The sequence below is a fragment of the Mesorhizobium sp. M1396 genome, from assembly GCF_040317725.1.
GTDB lineage: Bacteria > Pseudomonadota > Alphaproteobacteria > Rhizobiales > Rhizobiaceae > Mesorhizobium.
Genome location: NZ_JAMYLA010000029.1, coordinates 41,243 through 63,631 on the forward strand (window position 1 = coordinate 41,243; position 22,389 = coordinate 63,631).

Consider the following 22,389-nt stretch of genomic DNA (forward strand, 5'->3'; position numbering starts at 1 on the left):
CGGAGGTTTTCGAAAAAACCTCCGGCCCTCCGTTCAGCCCCCAGCTAGGACCGGCAGATTGCGGGCGTCTATATAGCAATCCGGCGGCAAAGCAAGGGCAGACGACGTCCTCCGTGTCGCAGGCGGCGAAAAAATCAAGCAGCAACAACGGCAAGGTTTGTGGCGGCAAACCACGGCTTAACCGCACTATCAGGTTGTGCGGAGTTGAGCCCCCACCGGCAGCCGCACGCTTTACAGCGCCTGTGCTTCGAATCCGAGCGACTATTATGCCGTAAACGATCCGACCAAATTGCCGAACGTGTTCCTTGGATCGCCAACAAGTTCACGAAGCTGCAATTGACGAAATGAACGCCCGACCGAACGGTCGAACCGGGTCCGGAAGGACAAGTCTGTTCAACTCGCCAGTCTGTTCAACTCGCCAGTCTGTTCAACTCGTATGAGCGACAACCTTGTCGACCGTTTCGGGGAAGAAGTCGGGCGCCGCGTGGCGTTTGCCGAACATCATGTCGTACTGCAACAGGCGGAAATCGCGGATCGCTGGATCGATCTCTTTCTGCCGCGCCCAATCGGGCGTGGCCTCGCCAGCCGGCGTCAGCAACAGGTTGCGGTCGACGACGCGGTAGCGCTCGCTCATCTCGCCCAGGAAGCCAGTGTAGTAGGAATGAGTGATGCCGGCCGTCTTCAGGATATGATAGGGCAGGAAGGCCGGGCTGACGGCGCCGATGTCTTCAGCCGGCCCGGTGCGGTTCGACCAGATGACCAGCGGCGTCTCGTGGTGTTCGAGGGCCGCCTCGGGCGACGCTTCCTTGCGCGGCGCGACATTGTCCTTGAGGAAGCCGGTTTCGACATAGACCGGCCCTAGCGGCGGCAGATGGTCGCCGAAGAAGGCGATCACGGTCGGGCGAGAGCGTTTCTTTGCCCATTCGACCAGGCGTTCAAGGCCGCGATCGGCGTCGGCCGAGCCCTCGGCGTAGCTGAGCAGCGATTCGCGCGCCCACTGGCTGATCGGCGCCTGCACCGTATGCGTCGGATTGTAGTAGCGGTTCGGCTCGTAGGGGCCGTGGTTTTGCAGGCTGACCGCAAAGAAGAACACCGGCTCGTCGCTGGCGTCGGCCTCGCCGATGATCTCGTCGGTCATCGCCGCGTCCGATGCCAACGGCCCGCGCTTTTGCATCGGCGGCAGCGTCTCTTCCGACTTGAAGTCGTTGAAGCCGAAATCAGCGTAGACCGCGCCACGGTTCCAGAACCAGTTCGTGCCGGGGTGGATGGCGCGCGCCCGGTAACCCTGGCTCTTGAGGAAGGTTGCCAGCGAAGGCGTCGGCGTGCGCACATATTGCTGATAGGGGATGCTGCCGGCCGGCAGGAACGCGTTGGAGAAGCCAGTCAGCGCCTCGAACTCGATGTTGGCGGTCATGCCGCCGAATTCCGGAGAGAACATCGAGCCCGAGCGCAGCGCCCGCACATTGGGGATCGGATCGGGCTTGATGGTGACGCCGGGCAACTTGGTCGGATCCCAGAAGGATTCGCTCATGACGATGATGATGTCGGGCTTCTCGGCCGGCACCGAGGCGGTCACATCAGGCCTGCCGATCGCCGCGATCGCCTTGTCGGAATAGCCCGGCGGGGCCGAGACATGCGCCATCGGCACATTGAGGGCAAAGGCCAGCGCAAAGCCGTTGGAGGCATAGTTCTCTTTCTGGTCCCACATGATCGGGATGATCTGCAGCCTGTCCCTGGTCCAGGAGAAGGTGGCGTAGTCCATGATCGAGACGAAGAAGGCGAGCAGCGGCACTGCCAGCGTCAGCCGGGCAAGGCGTCCCTTGCGGCTGAGCGCCGGCACCTTGCGGCGCCACAGCCGCCAGCCGTAGACGAGCAGCGACAGGCCGGCGACGATGCCTGCGACCATGGCGAGCGCGGTCATCGGCCGGTCGCGCACCAGGAGCGGCAACAGCGCGAAGATCTGGCGGGCATAGAGGAAATCGGTCGGATAGAGCGGATCGCCGAGATAGTGCGACTTCTGGTGACCGACGAAAGCAAGGGAAAGCGTCAGCGGCGCGACGATCATCAGGCTCTGGTGGCTGCGCCCAAGCACCGCATCGAGGCCGATCAGGATCAGCGCAAACACGACAATGGTGGTCCAGCCCGGCTTGAGTGGCTGCAGGAAGAAGGAGATCGTGCCGGCAAAGTCGCCGCGCACGATCAGCTCGATGGCAAACACCAGGATTGCAGCGATCGCCAGGCTGACCAGCCCATAGCGCACGACCGGCCATCTCCTGCCCGGCAGGTAGCCGGTGGAGGGGTCGTCTTCCAGGAACTGCGGCGCGGCCTTACCGGCGCGTTTCGAACTCTTTGCCACTTTTGATTTCCCCACCCAGCGACAAACACGTCACTCGGTTGTCATGGAACTGTCACCCAATGCTAGCGCCTGTGGCCAAAATAAGAAGAGCCAGCAAACGAATCGTGAGCGGTTTTCATCAGGAGTGATCGCCAAAAAGCTTTTCGGAACAGGCACTCGGCGTGTGACACTGCCGTCAGGAAGGGTTGAAGTGGCTTGACTTGGCGGCCCGCCTTGCGTCACAGGCAAGCAAAACTCGTCTACCAGGCAAGCAAAACCAACCCTTGGGAGCCCTCGCATGGCCGTTGCATTCACCTTTCCTGGACAAGGCAGCCAGGCTGTCGGCATGGGCAAGGATCTCGCCGACGCCTTTCCGGAGGCGCGCGGGATTTTCCAGGAAGTCGATGACGCGCTCGGCGAAAACCTGTCGAAGCTGATCTGGGAAGGGCCGGAAGAGACGTTGACGCTGACCGCAAACGCGCAACCGGCGCTGATGGCGGTGTCGCTCGCCGCGATCCGGGCGCTGGAATCGCGTGGTTTGTCGCTGAAAGGCAAGGTCGCCTATGTCGCCGGCCATTCGCTGGGCGAATATTCGGCGTTAGCCGCTGCTGGCTTCGTTTCGATTGCCGATGCCGCCCGGCTCTTGCGCATCCGTGGCAACGCCATGCAGGCGGCGGTGCCGGCCGGCGAGGGCGCGATGGCGGCGATCATCGGACTGGAACAGGCCGATGTCGAAGCTGCCTGCGCCGAGGCCGCCGAAGCGGCCGGGAAGGGCTCTGTCTGCCAGGTGGCGAACGACAATGGCGGTGGCCAACTGGTCATTTCCGGTGCAAGAGCCGCGGTCGAACTGGCGGCGAAACTTTGCACCGAGAAAGGCGCCAAGCGCGCGCTGATGCTGCAAGTGTCCGCGCCCTTCCACTCTGCGCTGATGACGCCCGCGGCCGAGATCATGCGCGAGGCACTGGCCAGCGTGACGAAGGCCGCGCCGGTGGTGCCCATCGTCTCCAACGTCACCGTCACCCCGACCAATGACCCCGACGAGATCGCGCGGCGTCTGGTCGAGCAGGTGGTCGCCCGCGTGCGCTGGCGCGAAACGGTGGAATGGCTCGGCGCAAACGGCGTCACCACGCTTTACGAGATCGGCGCCGGCAAGGTGCTTTCAGGATTGGCGCGGCGCATCAACCGCGACATCGCCACCGCGTCGGTCGGCTCGGCGGCCGAGGTCGACGCGGCGCTGGCAGCGTTGAGTTGACCTACACACACCGGACTTGAAATCCCGACGTCATGACGATACATGAATACATGTATTCACAAGGAGAGCGGTATGCCGACCTCGATCCGACTTGCTCCCGAAATCGAAGAACGCTTGGATTTTCTCGCGACCAAGACCGGCCGGAGCAAAGCTTACTATCTACGTGAGCTTATCGAACGCGGTCTTGAGGACATAGAGGACTATTATCTCGCGGCCGAGGTCCTGGAACGGATCAGAAGCGGTGAGGAGGATGTAGTGAAGCCTGAGGACTTCTGGCGTGGCCTGGACGCTTGAATATGCCCGCTCGGCGCGCAAATTCGTCGAAAAGTTGGATCCGCAGACACGCAAACGAATTCGCGACTTCATCGAGAACCATATCGCCGCTCTCGACAATCCACGGGAGGCTGGCAAACCGCTGAAGGGTCCGCTTGCAACCTTTTGGAGGTATCGGGTTGGGGATTGTCGAATTATCTGTGATGTGCAGGCCAGCCGGCTCGTAATTCTGGTGGTGACGATAGGCCATCGCGGCGACGTTTACAGATAGCCAATTCGCGGGCTGTCCGATTTGAGAGGAGGATTGAGACATGTTCGAATTGACTGGCCGCAAGGCGCTCGTCACCGGTGCATCGGGCGGCATCGGTGAGGCCATCGCCAGGGTGCTGCATGCGCAAGGCGCGATCGTTGGCCTGCATGGCACCCGCGTCGAGAAATTGGAAGCGCTAGCCACCGAGCTTGGCGACCGGGTCAAGCTCTTCCCGGCCAATCTGTCGAACCGCGACGAGGTCAAGGCGCTCGGCCAGAAGGCGGAGGCCGATCTCGAAGGCGTCGACATCCTGGTCAACAACGCCGGCATCACCAAGGACGGGCTGTTCGTGCGCATGTCGGATGCCGACTGGGACACCGTGCTCGAGGTCAACCTGACCGCCGTGTTCCGGCTGACCCGCGAACTCACTCATCCGATGATGCGCCGCCGCCACGGCCGCATCATCAACATAACCTCGGTCGTCGGCGTCACCGGCAATCCCGGCCAGACCAACTACTGCGCCTCCAAGGCCGGCATGATCGGCTTTTCCAAATCGCTGGCGCAGGAGATCGCCACCCGCAACATCACCGTCAACTGCGTCGCCCCGGGCTTCATCGAATCGGCGATGACCGGCAAGCTCAACGACAAGCAGAAAGAGGCGATCATGGCGGCGATCCCGACGCGCCGCATGGGCACCAGCGTTGAAGTCGCGTCCGCCGTCGCCTATCTCGCGTCCAACGAAGCCGCCTACGTCACCGGCCAGACCATCCATGTAAATGGCGGCATGGCGATGATCTGACCAGACATGGCACGATGACTAGGCGGAGAGGCTCAGCTTGAATTTTCCCGCGCTTCTCGTCCTGCCTCGCCGGGCAATCATATGGTTTGTCAGCAAGGTTTCTTCGATGGGCTTCGACATAAAGAACCCTTGAGCGCGGTGACATTGTTCGGCGATCAGAAAATCTAGCTGCGCTTCGTTTTCCACCCCTTCCGCCACGACTGTCAGACTGAGCGAATTGGCCAGCGCTATGATCCCTCGCACGACATTCTGCTTTTTCGGGGACGATGCCAAATCGCTCAGGAAGGACCGGTCGATCTTCAATTGATCCAGGTTGAAATCGGCGAGATAGCCGAAACTCGCATAGCCAGAGCCAAAATCGTCGAGTGCCAAGCTGATTCCGATGTTTCGAATTTCGGTCAGGATATCCAAAGCGCTTCGGCTGTTCTGGACAAACACCCCTTCAGTGATTTCCAGTTGCAGACGTGACGTCGGCAGTCCCGTTTGTCGCAACACTTCAACCAGGTGGGTGAAGTACACGTCGTTCTGAAGACTCTTGCCTGAGACATTTACCGAGCAGACAAAGTCCTCCGAGCAAATGGGCAGCCACTGTGCTGCCTGCCGGCAAGCCTTGCTCAAGACCAATTTGTCGAGTTCCAATATCAGGTCACTTCGTTCGGCTGTTGGAATAAACGACATCGGCGACCGAATCGCCCCTGAGATCGGGTCACGCCAGCGTACCAAGGCCTCGGCGCCGGTCATGCGGCCGGTTGCCAACTCAAATTGTGGTTGCCAGACCAGGAAGAATTCGTCGCAATTAAGCGCTCGCTTGATTGCGGCCTCTTCGCCAAGCTGCACATCGATTTGACTGAGGATTGCAGGCGAAAACGTCACCAGGCCAGCCCGCCCCTGGGCTTTTGCGGCATAGAGAGCGCTATCCGCGTTGCGCATCAAGGTTGAAATGTCCGCACCATGCTCCGGAAAACTGGCCATGCCGATGCTTGCGCCAACTCGAACTTGATGGCCTTCCAACTCGGCAAACCCATTCAATCGCTCCCGAAGACGATTGCCGAGACCTTTTTCGGCCGAATGCGTTGCGCCAATCTCGATGACGGCGAACTCGTCTCCACCCAATCGAACCGCAAACACATCGTCGGGGCGTTCGATCAACTGCAGGATTTCGGCGACGGCTTTCAGTAGGAGATCGCCAACGTGATGGCCGAACGTATCGTTCACATTCTTGAAATGATCGAGGTCGATCAGGTAAAGATGGAGTTGCTTGCCAGCTAGCTTTGCGTGATCCAGCAAATCGTCTCTATTGGCCGACATCCAGGCACGGTTCTTCAAACCAGTGGTCGCGTCACGCCAAGCCAGAAATTCCAGTTTTTTTATGGTCTCACGACGGCCAATAAGCAATACGGCGGTTCCGATTGCAAGTAGCGACAAAATCGCCAACGCGAAGGCTATCTGATAATTAAATCTATTCAGGCTGATTTCCGAGGCGTAGAGATCGGCGTTTACCTGTTCGCCGAATTTATAATACTCATCATTCATTCGGGCTACGATCTGATCAAGTTCCAGCCCCATTTCCTTCAATCTAATTCCATCGAGAGGTAGCCCGGCCGCAATCAGCGCATCAATCCGCGTCACCGAGTCGTTGACGCGCGGCACGATCCCCGCGTAGGCCGGAATTTCGCGACTCGTTCCACTGCCGTCGACCCGCTCGAAGCGGACATAAACCAGGTCATTTGCCGCCAGTAACTGATCGAGGCTTGCTGCGGACGTGGGAGCAGCTTGAGCGAGCGAAATCATATCTCGCAAATGCGTCACGTCGCGTATGGCGATGTGGAATTCGCGGATGGCGAAAAACCCGAACCGGGGCAGCGAGGACTCTATCTTGCTGATGCTGAGAAACAACATCGTGATCAAGATGCCCGAACAGGCCACGGCCGCGGCTATGGCTGTCCCGTATGTAACCGGAACTCGCCAGCCCCTCTTTCCAAGCCTTGCCATCAAGGTCACGCGGAAGCTCAACTAGCTGCCGGATTCAATCGCCTTGATCAGCCAGACCCATCGTGGTTTGCGAATCGGCGTATCGAAACCAGGATAGTCGTTGAGGGGGTATACGAGCCGGGTAGGACCCTGGGTGCGTCGGGTCAGTAACTTTCCGTCCTGTCGCGTGGCGAGCAGGAGAGGACCGTCGGTCCAGTCCTCTCTCGGAATTATCTGCACATAGTCGTCGACGGCTCGCAGAACAACGGAATCCTTGCCCTCCAATCCAACCAGCTTGAGCACATCGCTGAACAGGACGCCTTCAAATGTAAGCTGGCCGCTTTCGAAAGGGCTTGGGGTAGTGATCCTATAGAGGCCGAGCTTCTCCAGTTGCCTCAACGTGATCGGAGTCGATTCACCGTCCTTCTGGATATTGAATGCAACCGTGTCCGGCGGTTCTGGGAGCTTTATGGATTCCAATGCCCGCGCAGGCAGAGTGCCAAGTGCGAAAACCGCCAGGATGATTAGGCAGCGCTTGATCGTCAGGCGTCTTTTATTGAGCAAGGATGACATGCGTCCACTCCTTTTCTTATTATCGCAAGAAAGCGCCACCGTCGCCGAGGCACCATTTCTTGACGGAATCATTAACGCTATCATGGCCGAGTAACTTTTCAGTTAGCGGCCTATCTCCAATGTCGATTTTCATCTGGCTGTCGTTGGCATGCGCAGGAAGCCCGTTTTCGGACCGGTTCGCGTCTGGAACAATGACTCTAATCGACCCGCGTCGGTCGTCCTGCTGGACCATTCTCGCGGAATTTCCTTTGCAGGACGCCAGGCACGCATGCGACGGAGGGGATGGAGCGGGGGTCGCGACAGAACCCGCTCAAAGTCATCGGAGAAGGCCCATTTCGGCTTGGACCTCAGCCGATTTTCGTGTAATGCGGCCCGCACCCCGGCGGTTCGGGCAAAAACCGGTCGTAGCCGTTGCGTTTCCGGCAGGACCATCTTTCAGCTTGATTAGCGGCATTCTGCCCGCTAACGAAGACAGACAAACAAAAGACGAGGATGCCCAAATGAGTGACACCGCAGAGCGCGTCAAGAAGATCGTCATCGAGCACCTTGGCGTCGATGCCGACAAAGTGACGGAGCAGGCGAGCTTCATCGATGATCTGGGCGCCGACAGCCTCGACACGGTCGAACTCGTCATGGCGTTCGAAGAAGAATTCGGCGTCGAGATTCCCGACGACGCGGCCGAGACGATCCTGACCGTCGGCGATGCGGTGAAATACATCGACAAGGCTTCGGCCTGACATTTTCCGCAGTCATCACCGGGGAGGACCTGCGATGAGGCGTGTCGTCGTCACGGGCCTTGGGCTGCTGTCACCGTTCGGCATGGGCTTCGAGCACAGCTGGAAGGAATTGCTGACCGGCCGCAGCGCTGCCAAGCGCGTCACCGAGTTCGAGGTGGAAGATCTTGCCTGCAAGATCGCCCACGTTATTCCGCGTGGCGACGGCAGCAATGCCACCTTCAATCCCGAGGCCGTGCTCGAGCCGAAGGAATTGCGCAAGGTCGGCGACTTCATCCTGTACGGGATTGCCGCCGCCGACGAAGCGCTGAAGGATTCCGGCTGGGAGCCGAAGACGCACGCCGAGCAATGCGCCACCGGCGTCCTGATCGGCTCCGGCATTGGCGGCATCGAGGGCATCGCCGAGAACGCGATGATCCTCAAGGAACGCGGCCCCCGCCGCATCAGCCCTTTCTTCATCCCGGGCCAGATCATCAATCTTGTCTCCGGGCAGGTTTCGATCCGGCACGGGCTGAAGGGCCCGAACCATGCCGTCGTCACGGCCTGCTCGACCGGCGCCCACGCCATTGGCGATGCCGCCCGGTTGATCATGTGGGGCGATGCCGACGTGATGCTCGCAGGCGGCGCCGAAGCGCCGGTGACGCGGCTGTCGATCGCCGGCTTCGCCGCGTGCCGGGCACTGTCGACAGAGCGCAATGATTCGCCGCAAACGGCGTCGCGCCCCTATGATCGGGACCGTGACGGCTTCGTTATGGGCGAGGGTGCCGGCGTTGTCGTGCTCGAGGAGCTCGAGCATGCCAAGGCGCGCGGCTCCAAGATCTATGCCGAGGTGACGGGTTATGGTCTCACCGGCGACGCGCATCACATCACCGCGCCCGCCGAGGATGGCGATGGTGCCTTCCGTTGCATGATGGCGGCACTGAACCGTGCCAAGCTGACTCCTGCCGATGTCGACTACATCAACGCCCACGGCACCTCGACCATGGCCGACACGATTGAGCTCGGCGCCGTCGAGCGGCTTGTCGGCAATGCCGCGTCGAAGATTTCGATGTCGTCCACCAAGTCTTCGATCGGCCATCTGCTTGGGGCAGCGGGTGCCGCCGAAGCGATCTTTTCGATCCTCGCCATCAGAGACAATGTCGCGCCGCCGACCATCAACCTCGACAACCCGGAGCGAGAAACCGCGATCGACCTGGTTCCGAACAAGCCGCGTGCCCGCCAGATCGACGTGGCGCTGTCCAATTCCTTCGGCTTTGGCGGTACCAACGCGTCGCTGGTCTTCCAGCGCTACAATGGCTGATCGTCCGGCTGCCGGACGATGCTTTGGCGTGCCGTCAATTTTGCCATATTCGCCTCTACTCTGCCGCTGGGGATTCGTTGGGCGATCAAACGGTAGGGCGAAATGAACACAAATCCGGCAGGCAACGGAGAATTCGGGCAGCGGCCGGCGACATCCGGACCGATCGTGCCGAAAACAGCCAGCGAGGCGTTGCGGCCGGAGGCCGGCACGCCGCCGCCGAAGCGCTCGCGTGCATCACGCAGCCAGGTCGTCGTGTTCATGAACTTCGTCATCTCCTCGGTGATGCTGATGGTTCTGGCGGCCGGCGTCGCGGTCTATTTCGGCAAGCAGGAATTCACCGAACCCGGCCCCTCGGCCAATGGCGACACCTTCCTGGTCAAGCCGAACACCGGTGTCCAGGATATCGCCGACCAACTCGAACGCCGCGGACTGGTCAGCGACGCTCGGATCTTCCGCCTTGGCGTGCGCGCCTTCGGCAATGATTCCGCGCTGAAGGCCGGAGAGTACGAGATCAAGCCCAGGGCTTCCATGCGCGACATCATGGAGCTTTTGAAGAGTGGCAAGTCGGTGATGTATTCGCTGACCGTTCCAGAGGGGCTGACGGTCGAGCAGGCGCTGCAGCGCATCGCCGGCGAGACTGCCTTGAGTGGCGATATGCCGGCGACCATTCCTCCGGAGGGCAGCCTCGCCACCGACACGCTGCGATTCACGCGCGGCGCGACGCGCCAGCAGATGGTCGACAAGCTGCTGGCAGATCAAAAGAAGCTGGTTGACGATGTCTGGCAGCGGCGCGCGCCGGACCTGCCGCTGGCCAACGTCGAGGAGTTCGTTACGCTGGCCTCGATCGTCGAGAAGGAGACGGGCAAGGGTGACGAGCGTTCACGGGTTGCCGCCGTCTTCTTGAACCGGCTTGCCAAGGGCATGCGCCTGCAATCCGATCCAACCATCATCTACGGTCTGTTCGGCGGCAAGGGCAAGCCGGCGGACCGGCCTATCTACCAGTCGGATATCCAGAAGCAGACGCCCTACAACACCTATTTGATCAACGGCTTGCCGCCGACGCCGATCGCCAACCCGGGTCGTGCGGCGCTGGAGGCGGTAGCCAATCCGTCGAAGACCGACGACCTCTATTTCGTCGCCGATGGCACAGGCGGGCACGTCTTTGCCGCGACTCTGGAAGAGCACAACGAGAATGTCGCCCGCTATCGCGCCTTGCAGAAGAAGCAGGCCGATGACGCCGCCAAGGCCGCCAACACCACCGGCGCCGTCGACAGCAATGTCGACAAGCCCGCTGACGGCGGCCCCGCTGACAGTGCCGACGATAGCGGCGACGCGGGCGCTGCCCAGTAGAATAAAGAAAGGCGTTGCTCACCGGGCGACGCCCCGACATTTGCAAGAGCGCCGCGCGTCCGATTTCGACGTGTCCGCGGCGCAGTCATTTTCAAGCAGCACTTGCTCCTCTCCGGAAAGCCGGTCTCGGGGTGATGCGCCAGGGACTTGTGGACGATATGAATTTGCAGAGCATGACCGGTTTTGCACGTGCCGTCGCCGAGCATGAAGGCACCTCGATCGCCTGGGAGGTCAAGTCCGTCAACGGCAAGAGCGTCGAAGTCCGGCTGCGACTGCCGCAAGGCTTCGAGCGGCTGGAACCGGCCGTCAGGCAGACACTTCAGAAGCGTTTTGCACGCGGCAATTTCCAGGCGACGCTGACCATCGGCCGCGCCGCCGGCGCGCAGGCGCAGCCGGTTGTCAACGAAGCCTTCCTGAAGGACCTGGCCGGGCTCGCCAAGCGGCTGCAGGAGCAATTCGGCGTTGCTCCCGCGACATCGGACGGATTGCTTTCGCTGCGCGGCGTGCTCGATATTCCCGAAACTGTCGAAACCGAAGAGGCGAGGGCCGCGCTCGATGCCGTGATCATGGTCGCGCTCGAGATCGCCCTGGCTGGGCTCGAACAGGCACGACAAAGCGAGGGCGCCGCGCTGGCTTTGCTGCTGTCGGGCCATATCGACACAATCGAGGCGCTGACGCTGCGGGCAGAGGCTGACCCGTCGCGCGAGACGGCGGCGATCCGCGAACGCATCGCCGAGCAGGTCAGGCTGCTGATGGATGCTTCCGCCAACCTGGACGCCACCCGGCTGCACATGGAGGCGGCATTCCTCGCCACCAAAGCCGATATTCGCGAAGAGATCGACCGGCTGAAGACGCATGTTTTATCAGGTCGGGCACTGATTGAAGGCGGCGGCGCGGTCGGCCGCAAGCTCGATTTTCTGGCACAGGAATTTAACCGCGAATCGAATACGTTGTGTTCGAAGTCGAATGCCGCCGCCGTCACCGCGATCGGGCTGGAGCTGAAGGCGGTGGTAGACCAGTTTCGTGAACAGATCCAGAATCTGGAGTAGCCGATGGTTGCCAAGGATTTGGGGTCCCGCATTCGCCGCCGGGGCCTGATGCTCGTCCTGTCGTCGCCGTCCGGCGCCGGCAAGTCGACGATCGCGCGCAACCTTCTGGAAAGCGATTCCAGCCTGGAACTGTCGGTCTCGGTCACCACCAGGCCGCGCCGCGGCAGCGAGATCGAGGGCGTCCACTATCATTTCCGGACGATGCGCGAGTTCGAGCGGCTGCGCGATTCCGACGCGCTGCTGGAATGGGCCGAGGTGCACGGCAATTGCTACGCGACACCGCGCGAGCCAGCCGAACTGGCGCTGTCTGAAGGGCGCGACATGCTGTTCGACATCGACTGGCAAGGTGCCCAGCAGCTCAAGGAGAAGATGCGCGCCGACATTGTCTCGATCTTCATCCTGCCACCGTCGATGAAGGAATTGAAGGCGCGGCTGAAGCGCCGCGCCGAAGACCAGGAGGCTGTGATCGAAACGCGGCTGAAAAACGCCCGCAACGAGATCGAGCACTGGAAGGAATATGATTTCGTCATCGTCAATGACGACCTCGACCGCGCCTTCGCCGAAGTGCGCGGCATCGTCGTCGCCGAGCGGCTAAGACGCGATCGCCGGCCAGGCCTGTTCGATTTCGTCTCGGGACTGTTGGACGAGAAGACGGGCTGACCGGCTTTAGGGCGCTATGCCATCGACCAGGATCAGATTGCGGCTGAGCGCTGCATCGCGCACGTCCAGTGCCGCCGCGTACTCGGCGGAGGCGTACCAACGCCTGGCCCGTTCCATGTCTGGAAATTCGACGACGATCAGCGGTTCGGGATGCCACATGCCTTCCAGCGTCTCTACCCGCCCGCCACGCACCAGATAGCGCCCGCCATGCTGGGCGATGGAGGCTGCGGCGCGGGATCGGTAGGTCTCGATCGCCTCTTCGTCGCGGATCGTGACATCGGAAATGACATAGGCGGGCATTTTGATCCTCCGGCATGTTGGCCAGATTATCTATGCCTCGACCAAAGCGCTTCCAGACCCGCCGGCACTACACCGCGTTGGTCAGCCGCACGAATTCCTCGACGCTGAGCGTCTCTGCCCGGCGTGTCGGATCGATGCCTGCACGGGTGAGCAGCGCCTCGCCCCCCAAGCTTTTCACGCTTTGCCGCAGCATCTTGCGGCGTTGGCCGAAGGCGGCTTCGGTGACGCGGCCGAGTTTTTTCACCTCGGCGGCCAGCGGAGCCACGCGCGGCACCAGATGCACCACCGAGGACGTGACCTTCGGCGACGGCGTGAATGCCTGTGGCGGCACGTCGAAGGCGATCCTCGCCTCCGTTCGCCAGCCGGCAAGAACGCCGAGCCGGCCATAGCTGTCGCTGCCGGCGGGCGCGACGATGCGCTCGGCCACCTCGCGCTGGAACATCAAGGTCATCGAGGTGTAGAATGGCGGCCAATCGCTGACCGTCAACCAGCGCACCAGCAGCTCCGTGCCGATATTGTAGGGCAGGTTGGCCACGATCTTTACCGGGCTGCCGCTCCCGGCCGCTCGACTGGCAAGTGCCGCGAAATCCGTCTTCAGCGCATCGCCGGACACAATCTCGAGCCGGCCGGGATAATGATCGGACACTTCGGCAAGGGCTGCCAGGCAGCGTTCGTCACGCTCGATGGCGATCACGTGGCGCGCTCCATTGGAGAGCAAGGCGCGGGTCAGCCCGCCGGGACCGGGACCAACCTCGATCACGGTTGCATCGGACAAGTCGCCGGCGGTGCGGGCGATCTTGCCGGTGAGGTTGAGGTCGAGCAGGAAATTCTGGCCGAGCGCCTTCTTGGCTTGTAACCCATGACGTTCGATCACCTCGCGCAGCGGCGGCAGCCCGTCGATGCTCATCCCTGCGGTCTCATGCGGCAACCGGCCTCGTGTTCGTGTCAGCCAATTGCCTGGCAAGCTTCAATGCCGCCATCAGGCTATCGGGCCGCGCCACGCCCTTGCCGGCGATGTCGAAGGCGGTGCCGTGGTCGGGCGAGGTGCGGATGAAGGGCAGGCCGAGCGTGACATTGACCGCCTCGTCGAAGGCCAGCGCCTTGGCCGGGATCAGCGCCTGGTCGTGATACATGCAAAGGGCGACGTCATAGCTTGCCCGTGCCCGGGCGTGGAACAACGTGTCGGCCGGCAGCGGGCCGAAAGCGTCGATACCTTCGGCTCGAAGGATATCGACCGCCGGACGCACGATCCGCTCGTCCTCGAGGCCCATGGCGCCGCCTTCACCGGCATGCGGATTGAGCCCGGCAATGGCGAGCCTCGGCCTTGCGATGCCGAAGCGGCTGGCGAGGTCGGCGGCGGTGATGCGCGCGGTGGCGACGATCAACCCGGTGGTCAGTGCCTTGGGCACTTCCGCCAGCGCGATGTGGATGGTGACGGGAACGGTGCGCAGGTCCGGGCCTGCCAGCATCATCACCGGCATCGCCTCGACGCCGCTGTGCCGGGCTGCCAGATGCGCCAGATATTCGGTATGGCCGGGAAAGCGGAAGCCGGCATCGTAGAGCGGCTTCTTGGCGATGGGACAGGTAACGACAGCCAAGGCTTCGCCGGCAAGGCAGTCGGCGACGGCACGGTCGATGGCCTCGATGGTGGCGGCCGCATTGGCCGGGTCCGGCCGGCCGGGGCTGTCGATACCGCGGGCAGTCAGCGGTACGATCGGCAGGGCGCGGGCAAAGACTTGCGCCGCTTGTGCTGGTGTCGTTTCGACCATTGGCAGCGAAATGCCGAGGAGGCGCGCCCGGGAGGCGATCAGCGCCGGATCGGCGAGCAGATAGAAGGGGGGCAGGGCGGCAGCCTCGCGCGCCATGAAGGCGGCGATGGCGATCTCCGGCCCGATGCCGGACGGATCGCCGGCGCTCAACGCGAGCGCAACCATTGTGCTGCTCACGTCAGCGCTTGACGATGCGGGCTTTCGCCTTCAGCTCGTCGACATATTTCTTGCTGAGCTCGTCGGCGTTCTTGTCGCCGGAGCCTTCGTTCTGGAATACCATCTGGGCGACCTTGTCGTCGGACACTTCGCGCGATGAGCAGATGCCGATGAATTCGACACCGCGTTCGGTCGCGCGTGTGACGGTGGCGCCGCCGACCTTGGTGGCCTTGATCTGTTCGGCCCAGTCCGGTGGCAGTTGCGGCGCCAGCACCCGGCCCAGATCGCGAACGGTGACATCGATCAGACCCTTGGCGAATTCGCGCGTCGTGTCGCAGCCGCTGAAGCGGGCACGCATGGCGTCGGCCTCGCGCTTGCGCTTGGCCAGCGTAGCGCTGCGTTCGGCCGCCGGCACCACGAAGATGACTTGCTGCAGCATGTACTCGGTAGCGCTCGGTTTGGCGCCGCCTTTCTCGAGCATCTTCCTGACCAGGTCTTGTTCACTGACGGCACCAGTGCCATCGCCGGAACGGTAGCGCGCGCTCAAGGCTTGGTTCCAGGCCATCTGGGCGCGGATGAATTCCTTGAAGTGGCTCTTGCCGACGCCTGACTTCTCCATGACGCCGTCGAGTTGGCTGAGCTGCATCTTGTTGCTCGAAGCAAAGCGTTGATACGCCGCCTCGACCTGTGCGTCGCTGATGCGGATGCCAAGCCGCTTGGCCTCGGCCATGCGCAGCGTCTGGTCGATCATTTCCTGGCCGGCGTCGCCCTTCTTGCGCTGCAGCTTCAGGAAGGCGGCGCGATGGGCGATGTCGCCGGTGGTGACCGGAATGTCGTTGACGACGTATTTGATCTCGCTGGCGAAAGCCGGTGGCGTCATCATGGTGATCGACACGGATGTCGCCGCCACAAGCAACGCGAAACCCGCTGAAAAGAGGTATTTCCTCATCGTTGGCATCCCAATCCTATCCCGGTTCCGCCCAATTTTATCGTCTCCAGGTGCGCGAATCCGTGCCAGCCCTATGCGGCGAAACGATGTCGCCGATTGTTACTGGATCGTGTCGATGGCACTGGTCGACGTGCCGAAGTCGCCGAGGGTGCGGAACGACAGATTGAAGCCGATGCTCTGCGACACCGCCTTGGTATTTATGTCGCGCGACTGCGAGTAGGTCATCAGATAGGTGAAGCAGGAATCGTTGTAGGCGAAGCCGACGCCGTCCTTGACCAGCACGCTTTCCTGCAGGTCGTACGTTCCGGTGCCGAAGACGCGCCAGTTCTCGGCGAGATGCGTCGAGGCACCGAGCGTGACCTCGTGGCGGTCGGTCGTGAACCCGTATAGCGGCTGGGCCTGGATGAAAGCGTATTTGGCGCTCAGCGACACCGGCAGGCCGGAATAGGCGGCCTTCACCTCGGTGCGACGGTTCTCGAAGGTCTGTTCGTCGAAACGGCCGCTGATCGAGGCAGCGAATCCGTTGGGACTGCTGATGCCGAACAGACCGACATAGTCGGACTTGGTCGTGTCGAGGCCGGAATTGGCGCCGACATTGACCAGATCCGGCGCGGCGAAGGAGTTCTCGCCGCCGATCTGGTAGGATTGGCCGAAAATCGCATTGGTACCCCAGCCATTGTTGTATGAGCCGGAATAGCGGAAGCCGACATTGGCGCGCGAACCGCCTTCGACACGATCGTAACCTGAGAACTTGTCGCGTTCGAACAAAGTGGTCGCGTCGAAGACCATGCTTTGAGCGTCTTCGTTGGGGACGGCGAGACCGCCGACATACTGCTCGTTCGGGCGCATGAAGACCTGCGCCATCGGCTCGATCACGTGATTGGATCCGCTGGCCATGGAAAACAGCACCGGCCAACGCATCTCGAGGCCTGCGGTTGCCATGAAGCGGGCAAACGACGAGCGCATGTCGTCCTGCTGGCCCAAATTTGTTGCCATCTGATTGATGGCGTCGAGCGAAGCCGACGACGCGTTGAGGTAGTCCACGTCGCCCTGCAGCGCGAGCAACGGCGTCAGCACCAGTCCGTCATCGGTGACGAAGCTCCGCTTCCACTCGGCCTCGGCTGTGAGCCGTCCGGATTCGCCTTCGATGCCAGGAACACGCTGCGTGGGGATGTAGAAGGTCTTGTCGAGATCGTCGCGGCTGATGACGCGGGCGTTGACATTGAGCGACAGCTGGCCGCCGGCGACCGACACGTCGGGAATATAGGCGTAGTCGAGCGACGGCAGCACCCATGGCTGCTGGCCGCTTCGCGCAGAGATGTTGTCGTTGGGTGTATCTTCCTGCACGTCGAAGTGCATTGCGCGCACGTCGAAATAGTTGCGGCCGTTAAGACCCGTCAGATAGACCGTCGACTGATGGACGGAGGCACTATACTTGTCGATGTTGTAGGTGTTCGCGAAGTTCTTGTCGGTCTGCAGCAGCACATCCCAGCCGAAATTCCAGCGCGGATTGATGGCGAACTGGCCCTGCGTGCCCATCATGCCACGGAATTTATTGGGATCGCCCGCTGAGCCCGAATCGACATTGTGGCCAGCGGTGCTGGGGAAAGCAGTCGTGTCGAGGAAGGCATCGGGATCCTGCTGGTGGATTCCGGCGATCTTCAAACTGTACTGGCCATTGTTGAAACGCTGGCGCCACTCGGCCTCACCGAGGAAGCCCTGCTTGGTATAGCCGGTGCCGGTGACGGTCAGGTCATAGGTCGGTGACAAGGCGAAGTAATAGGGAACTTTTACGCCGACGCCGAGATCGCTCTTGTAGACGATGCCGGGGATCAGGAAGCCGCTCTTGCGCTTCACCGTCGGGTCGGCAATCTCGAATGCAGGCAGATAGGCGAGCGGAAAACCGAAGAACTCGAAATTCGCATTCTCGAAGCGAACCGTCTTCTTCTCGCCGTTCCAGATGATCTTCCTGGCCTTGACGCGCCAGGTCGGCGCTTTGTCGGGCTTGTCCTCGCACGGTTCGCAGGCGGTGTAGACGCCATTGTGGAACGTGGTCAGCACGCCGCCCATGCGCTCGGCGCTTTCGGCGGCGAAATAGGCCTTGTCGATGGTTTCGACGCGCAACGCGTTGACGAAGCCGTCGGCGAAGTCATCGGTGATGTCGATGTGTTCCGAATTGATCTTGGTGCCGTCGCTGTTGATGACTTCGACATTGCCGATCGCGACCATCCGCTTGGTGTTGCGGTTGTATTCGACCCGCTGGGCGACAAGGCGATTGCCACCATAGTCGATCTGGACGCCACCGACGGCGGTCACCGTCTGGTTGTCGTTGTTGTAGACCAGCGTATCGGCCGCCAGCAGCATCTGCGAGCCGGACGGAACCGATGTCGCCATGTCGCCGACATCCTGCGCGAACGCCGGCATCGGGACGGCGCTGGCAAACAGGCACGCCAAGGCGGTCGCCGCATAGAGGCGCGCCAAACGGGCCTGCCTGTTGCTGGGCAAAAACGCTTCCCTCACTAGCCGTCTTCCTTGTATAGCAGGAAAGTCACCCCGAAGAACATAGCCACCACGACCGGCACCCATGCGGCTACGACAGTCGGCACGAATCCCGCCACGCCGAATGCCTTCACCAGCACCGAAACGACATAAAGCAGAAAGCCGGCGATGATGCCACCCAGAATCATCGTCGCCGATTGCCCCATCCTAGCAAATCGCATTGAAACCGTTGCCGCAATCAGCGTCATGGCGACGAGAAGGAACGGCAACGCCACCAGCGAATCAAACTGCATGGCAAAGGCATTTGCCTTGAGGCCGAAGGAGCGGGCAACCTCGATCTTTCCGGGCAGTTCATAGAACGGGATGGTTTCGGGCCGCGCCAGCCGCTCTTGCACGAATTCGGGCCTCAGATTGGTCGGCACGCGATCGCTTGCCGATGCCTGGATCGTGCCGCTCTTGAGCGTCTTGACGTCCTGCAAGTCCCAATAGCCGTCGCGCAGGAAGGCGCGCGCGGCGTCCTTGCGCTCGACGATATTGCCTTGCGGGTCGAGAATGAAAAAGACGACATCGGCCATCTCCATGCCCTGGTTGAGGATGGCCCGCGCACCGATGATGGTGTCCCCCGAACCGGTTTTCTGCCGGATCCAGGGTGCGGCATCGGCCGAAACCGTGTTCGATTTGCCGGAACGCAGCTGGGTTTCGATCTGCTCGGACCAGGAGAATGCGTGTGCGGCGAGCGGATTGATGACGCCCACCGACAGGACGCCGAACAGCAAGGCTCCGATGCAGCATGGCAAGAGGAATTGCCAGGCGGAAACGCCGGCGGAACGCGCGATGACCAGTTCGTAGCGCCGGTTGAGCGACACCAGCGTCGCCATCGCCGAGAAGAGACCGACAAACGGCACTGTCTGCAGCATGATCATCGGCATGCGGAGGCCTGAGATGGCCACTGCCGTCCCGTAGGTGAAGCCGGGCAGGCCGGTGGTGCGGCCGGAGAGCTCGGTGAAATCGATCAGGAACACCAGCGCCAAGAGGCCGATGAAGAACCAGATGGTGATCGTCACATAGCGGAAGAAGAAATAGCGGCCCAGCGTCCAGCCCATCAGCCGACCCCTTGCCCTGAAGTGCGGCGCCTGGACAAACGCAGCTTGAGAGCGTTCCAGCTGTCACCGATGTGGGTGGCGAAGTTTGTCATCCAGTCCGCCCACGCCACCGGCAGTTCCATGGTCCGGTTGGAGACGATGAACCAGATCGCCACCGCGGAAGCCACGATCGGCACGCCATAGACCATATAGGCATATTGCGGGATGTCATCGGCCTTGCTGGCGGCAAAAAAGCCCAGCCAGCGCACGAACAGTGATATCCCTATGGCCGTGATGAGCGGATTGACACGCGCCTCGCGGTGCGAGCGGGCGTCTCCGGCGACCGCGAGCGCGATGAGCGCGAAGACCATGGAATACGTCCATTCCGAAAACCGCTGGTTGACCTCGGCCAGGTATTCGTAGGGGTTCTGCTGATAGCTCTTGTCGTTGGCACTTGGGTTGAGCAGGTACTGGGTCGTCTGGTCCTTCGGCAGGAGCGTCACCGCCGAAGCCGCCGCCATGAAGGCCGACATATCGAAGGCATAAGAGGTGAACCGGATAACGGAGAGATCCCCGGTCAGCGTTTTGCGATGGATGACGCCGTCATTCATCATCAGCACCTTTTCGCCGCCGCGTTCGACGATGCTGCCGGTCTTGGCGTAATAGACGAGGTTGACGCCTTCTTCGCGTGAATCGGCGACGAAGATGCCGCCCAGCCGATTGTCGGGAAGCCGCTCGCCGACCTGCAGGAACAACCCGTCCTCGATCTTGCGGAAGGTGCCTTCCTGGATGATCAGCGACAACAGATCCGCGCGTGATGACGCCACCAGGGCGCGGTTTTTCTGCCGTGCATAGGGGTCGATGCCGTTGTCGACGGCAAAGGAAAAGACGGCGGCCGCGAGCGCCAAAAGCATGATTGGTCGCACGATCGTCCAGCGCGAGGCGCCCGCGGCGTTGACGACGGCGAGCTCGGAATCCGAATTCATGACACTGAGTGTCTGTGCGACCGCCACCACCAGCGCAAAAGGCACCACGATCGGGATGATGGACGGAAGAATGAGGGCGGCGACCTCGAAGAAGGTCAGCGCCGATTGGCCGCTGTCGGTGACCAGATCGATCTTTGCCAGCACCTGCGTCGTCCACACGATGGCCAGCGTCCAGACAAGCGCGGCCAAGAAGACCACGAAAGCGCGGCGCATGATGTAGCGTTCAACGACCTTCATGAAGGCTTTTCTCGATTTTCTCGAACGGCATCATGCCACCGCACAAGGGTAGCTGTCCGGCGGCGCCCGCACAACTGGCTCCAACAGAGGCTCGACCCGGTTCCCGTCCCAAGTCAGCCGCCCCGGCGGGCCGGAGTGTCGGCGGGAATGGATAAGAAAGGGAGAACATCGATGGTTAACAACAGGTTGCGGCAAAAAGCGGGGCCGTGCCGCGAAGAATCATTATCGATTCCGTAGGTCATATGGGACGGGAATTCGGCAAAGTCTTGCCAAATGCCGGAAAACGACCAAATGTCGCGCATCGTCTCGAACCGCTTCCCCAAAAGCCGCGCATTCCCCGAAAGCAGGACATGATGAGCCAAAGACCGTCGATCGCCTTCGCCAAATTCTCCGCACCCCAGACCGCGTCGAACAAGAAGGGCACGGTCTTCGTGCTCTCGGCGGATGAGGGCGGCCTGAGCGACGCAGCCAAGGCTTGCGATCCCGGCAAGACACTGGAGCGGGCCTTTCCGGTGGCCGAGTTCACTGGCAAGTTCGCCAACGTGGTGGAAGTTCTGGCGCCGCAGGGGGCGTCCATCGACAGGCTGGTGGCGGTAGGCGCCGGCAAGGTGTCGGGACTCGACGACTATGCGTGGCTAAAGCTTGGTGGCACCATTGCCGCGTCGCTGCGCAAGGCGACCGACGTGGCCGTGGTGCTCGACCTCGCCGGCGCGTCGCCAAGTGGCAAGGATGCGGCAAGCCTTGCGGCGGGCATTCTCCTGCGCAGCTATTCCTTCGACAAATACAAGACCAGGAAGGACAAGGACGACGGCAAGGCCGAGCCAAAAAAGCCGGTCAAGGTGACCATCCACACCGCCGATCCGGCCGCGGCGAAAAAGGCTTTCACCGATGCCGAGGCGGTGATCGAAGGGGTGCTTCTGGCGCGCGACCTCGTCAACGAACCGGCAAACGTGCTCGGGCCGGTCGAATTCGCCGCCCGCGCCAAGGAACTCGAGGCGCTCGGCGTCAAGGTCGAGATCCTGGGCGAGAAGGAGATGAAGAAGCTCGGCATGGGCTCGCTGCTCGGTGTCGCGCAGGGCTCGCCGCGCGGCGCCCGCATGGCGATCATGCAGTGGAACGGCGGCAAGCCAAAGGACAGTCCGGTTGCCTTCGTCGGCAAGGGCGTCACCTTCGACACCGGCGGCAATTCAATGAAGCCGGCGTCCGGCATGGAGGACATGAAGGGCGACATGGGCGGTGCCGCCGCTGTCACCGGCTTGATGCACGCGCTGGCCGCGCGCAAGGCGAAGGCCAATGTCGTTGGCGTCATCGGTCTGGTCGAAAACGCCGTCGACGGCCATGCCCAGCGTCCCGGCGACATCGTCACCTCGATGTCGGGCCAGACCATCGAAGTGCTCAACACCGACGCGGAAGGCCGCCTCGTGTTGGCCGATGCGCTGTGGTACTGCAACGACCGCTTCCAGCCGAAATTCATGGTCAATCTGGCGACGCTGACCGGCGCCGTCATGGTCGCGCTCGGCCAGCACCATGCCGGCCTGTTTTCCAACAATGACGAACTGGCCGAAAGGCTGACGGCGGCGGGGCAGGCTACACAAGAGCGGCTGTGGCGCATGCCGCTCGGCGCCGAATACGACAAGCTGATCGATTCCAAGAACGCCGACATGAAGAACATCGGCGGCCGCTATGGCGGCGCCATCATCGCGGCGCAATTCCTGCAGCGCTTCGTCAAGGATACGCCGTGGGCGCATCTCGACATTGCCGGCACGGCAATGGGCTCGCCGTCCAACGAGATCAACCAGTCCTGGGCGTCGGGGTTCGGCGTCAGGCTGCTCGACCGGCTGGTGCGCGACAATTATGAGCAGTGA

21 protein-coding genes are annotated in these 22,389 nt (G+C 61.8%); 10 read left to right on the top strand and 11 right to left on the bottom strand.

Annotation, left to right across the window (positions count from 1 at the left end):
* Positions 1-427 precede the first annotated feature (427 nt).
* Positions 428-2,356 (bottom strand): LTA synthase family protein, encoded by a 1,929-nt coding sequence (locus tag NKH02_RS19645; RefSeq protein WP_352880826.1) that lies wholly within the window; start codon positions 2,354-2,356, stop codon positions 428-430.
* Between the two features lie 277 nt (positions 2,357-2,633).
* On the opposite strand from NKH02_RS19645, the gene fabD reads away from it, so the two are divergent.
* The 4 genes from fabD (at position 2,634) to fabG (ending at position 4,909) form a co-directional block, all read left to right on the top strand.
* Entirely contained in the window at positions 2,634-3,587 is a 954-nt protein-coding gene (gene fabD / locus NKH02_RS19650; RefSeq protein ID WP_352868176.1) for an ACP S-malonyltransferase, read from the top strand.
* A gap of 72 nt (positions 3,588-3,659) precedes the next feature.
* Positions 3,660-3,881, top strand: coding sequence for a type II toxin-antitoxin system RelB family antitoxin (gene relB / locus NKH02_RS19655; protein WP_352880827.1), 222 nt, complete (start codon positions 3,660-3,662; stop codon positions 3,879-3,881).
* Positions 3,865-4,131 (top strand): type II toxin-antitoxin system RelE family toxin, encoded by a 267-nt coding sequence (locus NKH02_RS19660; RefSeq protein ID WP_352880828.1) that lies wholly within the window; start codon positions 3,865-3,867, stop codon positions 4,129-4,131. The genes relB and NKH02_RS19660 overlap by 17 nt, the downstream gene beginning before the upstream one ends.
* Positions 4,132-4,171: 40 nt before the next feature.
* Positions 4,172-4,909: a 3-oxoacyl-[acyl-carrier-protein] reductase gene (gene fabG, locus NKH02_RS19665; protein WP_352599135.1), complete on the top strand. Its 738-nt coding sequence runs from the start codon at positions 4,172-4,174 to the stop codon at positions 4,907-4,909.
* Between the two features lie 18 nt (positions 4,910-4,927).
* Here fabG and NKH02_RS19670 read toward each other — a convergent pair whose 3' ends face one another.
* Positions 4,928-6,901 carry a putative bifunctional diguanylate cyclase/phosphodiesterase gene (locus tag NKH02_RS19670; RefSeq protein WP_352880877.1) on the bottom strand — a complete coding sequence of 658 codons (1,974 nt, stop codon included), beginning with the start codon at positions 6,899-6,901 and terminating at the stop codon, positions 4,928-4,930.
* Between the two features lie 21 nt (positions 6,902-6,922).
* A complete protein-coding gene (locus tag NKH02_RS19675) occupies positions 6,923-7,453 on the bottom strand; it encodes a putative pterin-binding protein (protein WP_352880830.1) in 531 nt (176 codons plus the stop codon).
* Between the two features lie 500 nt (positions 7,454-7,953).
* Here NKH02_RS19675 and NKH02_RS19680 point away from each other — a divergent pair, with 500 nt between their 5' ends.
* From NKH02_RS19680 to gmk, 5 genes are all read left to right on the top strand, one after another.
* The gene (locus tag NKH02_RS19680) at positions 7,954-8,190 is read left to right on the top strand and encodes an acyl carrier protein (protein WP_006203723.1); all 237 of its coding nucleotides are present in this window, start codon (positions 7,954-7,956) and stop codon (positions 8,188-8,190) included.
* A 34-nt stretch (positions 8,191-8,224) separates the two neighbouring features.
* The gene (fabF, locus tag NKH02_RS19685; RefSeq protein WP_352868162.1) at positions 8,225-9,487 is read left to right on the top strand and encodes a beta-ketoacyl-ACP synthase II; all 1,263 of its coding nucleotides are present in this window, start codon (positions 8,225-8,227) and stop codon (positions 9,485-9,487) included.
* Between the two features lie 102 nt (positions 9,488-9,589).
* The gene (mltG, locus tag NKH02_RS19690; RefSeq protein ID WP_352880832.1) at positions 9,590-10,837 is read left to right on the top strand and encodes an endolytic transglycosylase MltG; all 1,248 of its coding nucleotides are present in this window, start codon (positions 9,590-9,592) and stop codon (positions 10,835-10,837) included.
* A gap of 158 nt (positions 10,838-10,995) precedes the next feature.
* Positions 10,996-11,886 (top strand): YicC/YloC family endoribonuclease, encoded by an 891-nt coding sequence (locus NKH02_RS19695; protein WP_352880834.1) that lies wholly within the window; start codon positions 10,996-10,998, stop codon positions 11,884-11,886.
* A 3-nt stretch (positions 11,887-11,889) separates the two neighbouring features.
* Complete coding sequence (gmk, locus tag NKH02_RS19700) at positions 11,890-12,546, top strand: guanylate kinase (protein ID WP_013532512.1); 657 nt, start codon at positions 11,890-11,892, stop codon at positions 12,544-12,546.
* 6 nt (positions 12,547-12,552) lie between these two features.
* Here gmk and NKH02_RS19705 read toward each other — a convergent pair whose 3' ends face one another.
* From NKH02_RS19705 to NKH02_RS19740, 8 genes are all read right to left on the bottom strand, one after another.
* Entirely contained in the window at positions 12,553-12,846 is a 294-nt protein-coding gene (locus NKH02_RS19705) for a DUF1330 domain-containing protein (protein WP_352880836.1), read from the bottom strand.
* A 67-nt stretch (positions 12,847-12,913) separates the two neighbouring features.
* Complete coding sequence (rsmA, locus tag NKH02_RS19710) at positions 12,914-13,753, bottom strand: 16S rRNA (adenine(1518)-N(6)/adenine(1519)-N(6))-dimethyltransferase RsmA (RefSeq protein ID WP_352880837.1); 840 nt, start codon at positions 13,751-13,753, stop codon at positions 12,914-12,916.
* 10 nt (positions 13,754-13,763) lie between these two features.
* Complete coding sequence (gene pdxA, locus NKH02_RS19715; RefSeq protein ID WP_352880839.1) at positions 13,764-14,780, bottom strand: 4-hydroxythreonine-4-phosphate dehydrogenase PdxA; 1,017 nt, start codon at positions 14,778-14,780, stop codon at positions 13,764-13,766.
* Between the two features lie 13 nt (positions 14,781-14,793).
* Entirely contained in the window at positions 14,794-15,729 is a 936-nt protein-coding gene (locus NKH02_RS19720; protein WP_352868144.1) for a SurA N-terminal domain-containing protein, read from the bottom strand.
* Between the two features lie 90 nt (positions 15,730-15,819).
* Complete coding sequence (locus NKH02_RS19725) at positions 15,820-18,240, bottom strand: LPS-assembly protein LptD (protein WP_352880841.1); 2,421 nt, start codon at positions 18,238-18,240, stop codon at positions 15,820-15,822.
* Positions 18,240-19,325 (bottom strand): LPS export ABC transporter permease LptG, encoded by a 1,086-nt coding sequence (gene lptG, locus NKH02_RS19730; RefSeq protein ID WP_352880879.1) that lies wholly within the window; start codon positions 19,323-19,325, stop codon positions 18,240-18,242. Before lptG ends, NKH02_RS19725 begins: the two co-directional genes overlap by 1 nt.
* Positions 19,322-20,524, bottom strand: coding sequence for an LPS export ABC transporter permease LptF (gene lptF, locus NKH02_RS19735; protein ID WP_352880843.1), 1,203 nt, complete (start codon positions 20,522-20,524; stop codon positions 19,322-19,324). Before lptF ends, lptG begins: the two co-directional genes overlap by 4 nt.
* A 113-nt stretch (positions 20,525-20,637) precedes the next feature.
* Entirely contained in the window at positions 20,638-20,886 is a 249-nt protein-coding gene (locus NKH02_RS19740) for a hypothetical protein (RefSeq protein WP_352880845.1), read from the bottom strand.
* On the opposite strand from NKH02_RS19740, the gene NKH02_RS19745 reads away from it, so the two are divergent.
* Positions 20,878-22,389, top strand: a complete 1,512-nt coding sequence (locus NKH02_RS19745) for a leucyl aminopeptidase (protein ID WP_352880847.1) — start codon at positions 20,878-20,880, stop codon at positions 22,387-22,389. The two genes, NKH02_RS19740 and NKH02_RS19745, sit on opposite strands and share 9 nt — an antisense overlap.

Excerpts from the sequence above, each read along its gene's own strand:
- fabG (WP_352599135.1), top strand. The coding sequence starts at position 4,172 with ATGTTCGAATTGACTGGCCGCAAGGCGCTCGTCACCGGTGCATCGGGC.
- NKH02_RS19720 (WP_352868144.1), bottom strand. The coding sequence starts at position 15,729 with ATGCCAACGATGAGGAAATACCTCTTTTCAGCGGGTTTCGCGTTGCTT.
- fabF (WP_352868162.1), top strand. The coding sequence starts at position 8,225 with ATGAGGCGTGTCGTCGTCACGGGCCTTGGGCTGCTGTCACCGTTCGGC.
- NKH02_RS19695 (WP_352880834.1), top strand. The coding sequence starts at position 10,996 with ATGAATTTGCAGAGCATGACCGGTTTTGCACGTGCCGTCGCCGAGCAT.
- gmk (WP_013532512.1), top strand. The coding sequence starts at position 11,890 with ATGGTTGCCAAGGATTTGGGGTCCCGCATTCGCCGCCGGGGCCTGATG.
- NKH02_RS19675 (WP_352880830.1), bottom strand. The coding sequence starts at position 7,453 with ATGTCATCCTTGCTCAATAAAAGACGCCTGACGATCAAGCGCTGCCTA.
- mltG (WP_352880832.1), top strand. The coding sequence starts at position 9,590 with ATGAACACAAATCCGGCAGGCAACGGAGAATTCGGGCAGCGGCCGGCG.
- pdxA (WP_352880839.1), bottom strand. The coding sequence starts at position 14,780 with ATGGTTGCGCTCGCGTTGAGCGCCGGCGATCCGTCCGGCATCGGGCCG.
- rsmA (WP_352880837.1), bottom strand. The coding sequence starts at position 13,753 with ATGAGCATCGACGGGCTGCCGCCGCTGCGCGAGGTGATCGAACGTCAT.
- NKH02_RS19705 (WP_352880836.1), bottom strand. The coding sequence starts at position 12,846 with ATGCCCGCCTATGTCATTTCCGATGTCACGATCCGCGACGAAGAGGCG.
- relB (WP_352880827.1), top strand. The coding sequence starts at position 3,660 with ATGCCGACCTCGATCCGACTTGCTCCCGAAATCGAAGAACGCTTGGAT.
- NKH02_RS19680 (WP_006203723.1), top strand. The coding sequence starts at position 7,954 with ATGAGTGACACCGCAGAGCGCGTCAAGAAGATCGTCATCGAGCACCTT.
- lptF (WP_352880843.1), bottom strand. The coding sequence starts at position 20,524 with ATGAAGGTCGTTGAACGCTACATCATGCGCCGCGCTTTCGTGGTCTTC.
- fabD (WP_352868176.1), top strand. The coding sequence starts at position 2,634 with ATGGCCGTTGCATTCACCTTTCCTGGACAAGGCAGCCAGGCTGTCGGC.
- NKH02_RS19745 (WP_352880847.1), top strand. The coding sequence starts at position 20,878 with ATGAGCCAAAGACCGTCGATCGCCTTCGCCAAATTCTCCGCACCCCAG.
- NKH02_RS19670 (WP_352880877.1), bottom strand. The coding sequence starts at position 6,901 with ATGGCAAGGCTTGGAAAGAGGGGCTGGCGAGTTCCGGTTACATACGGG.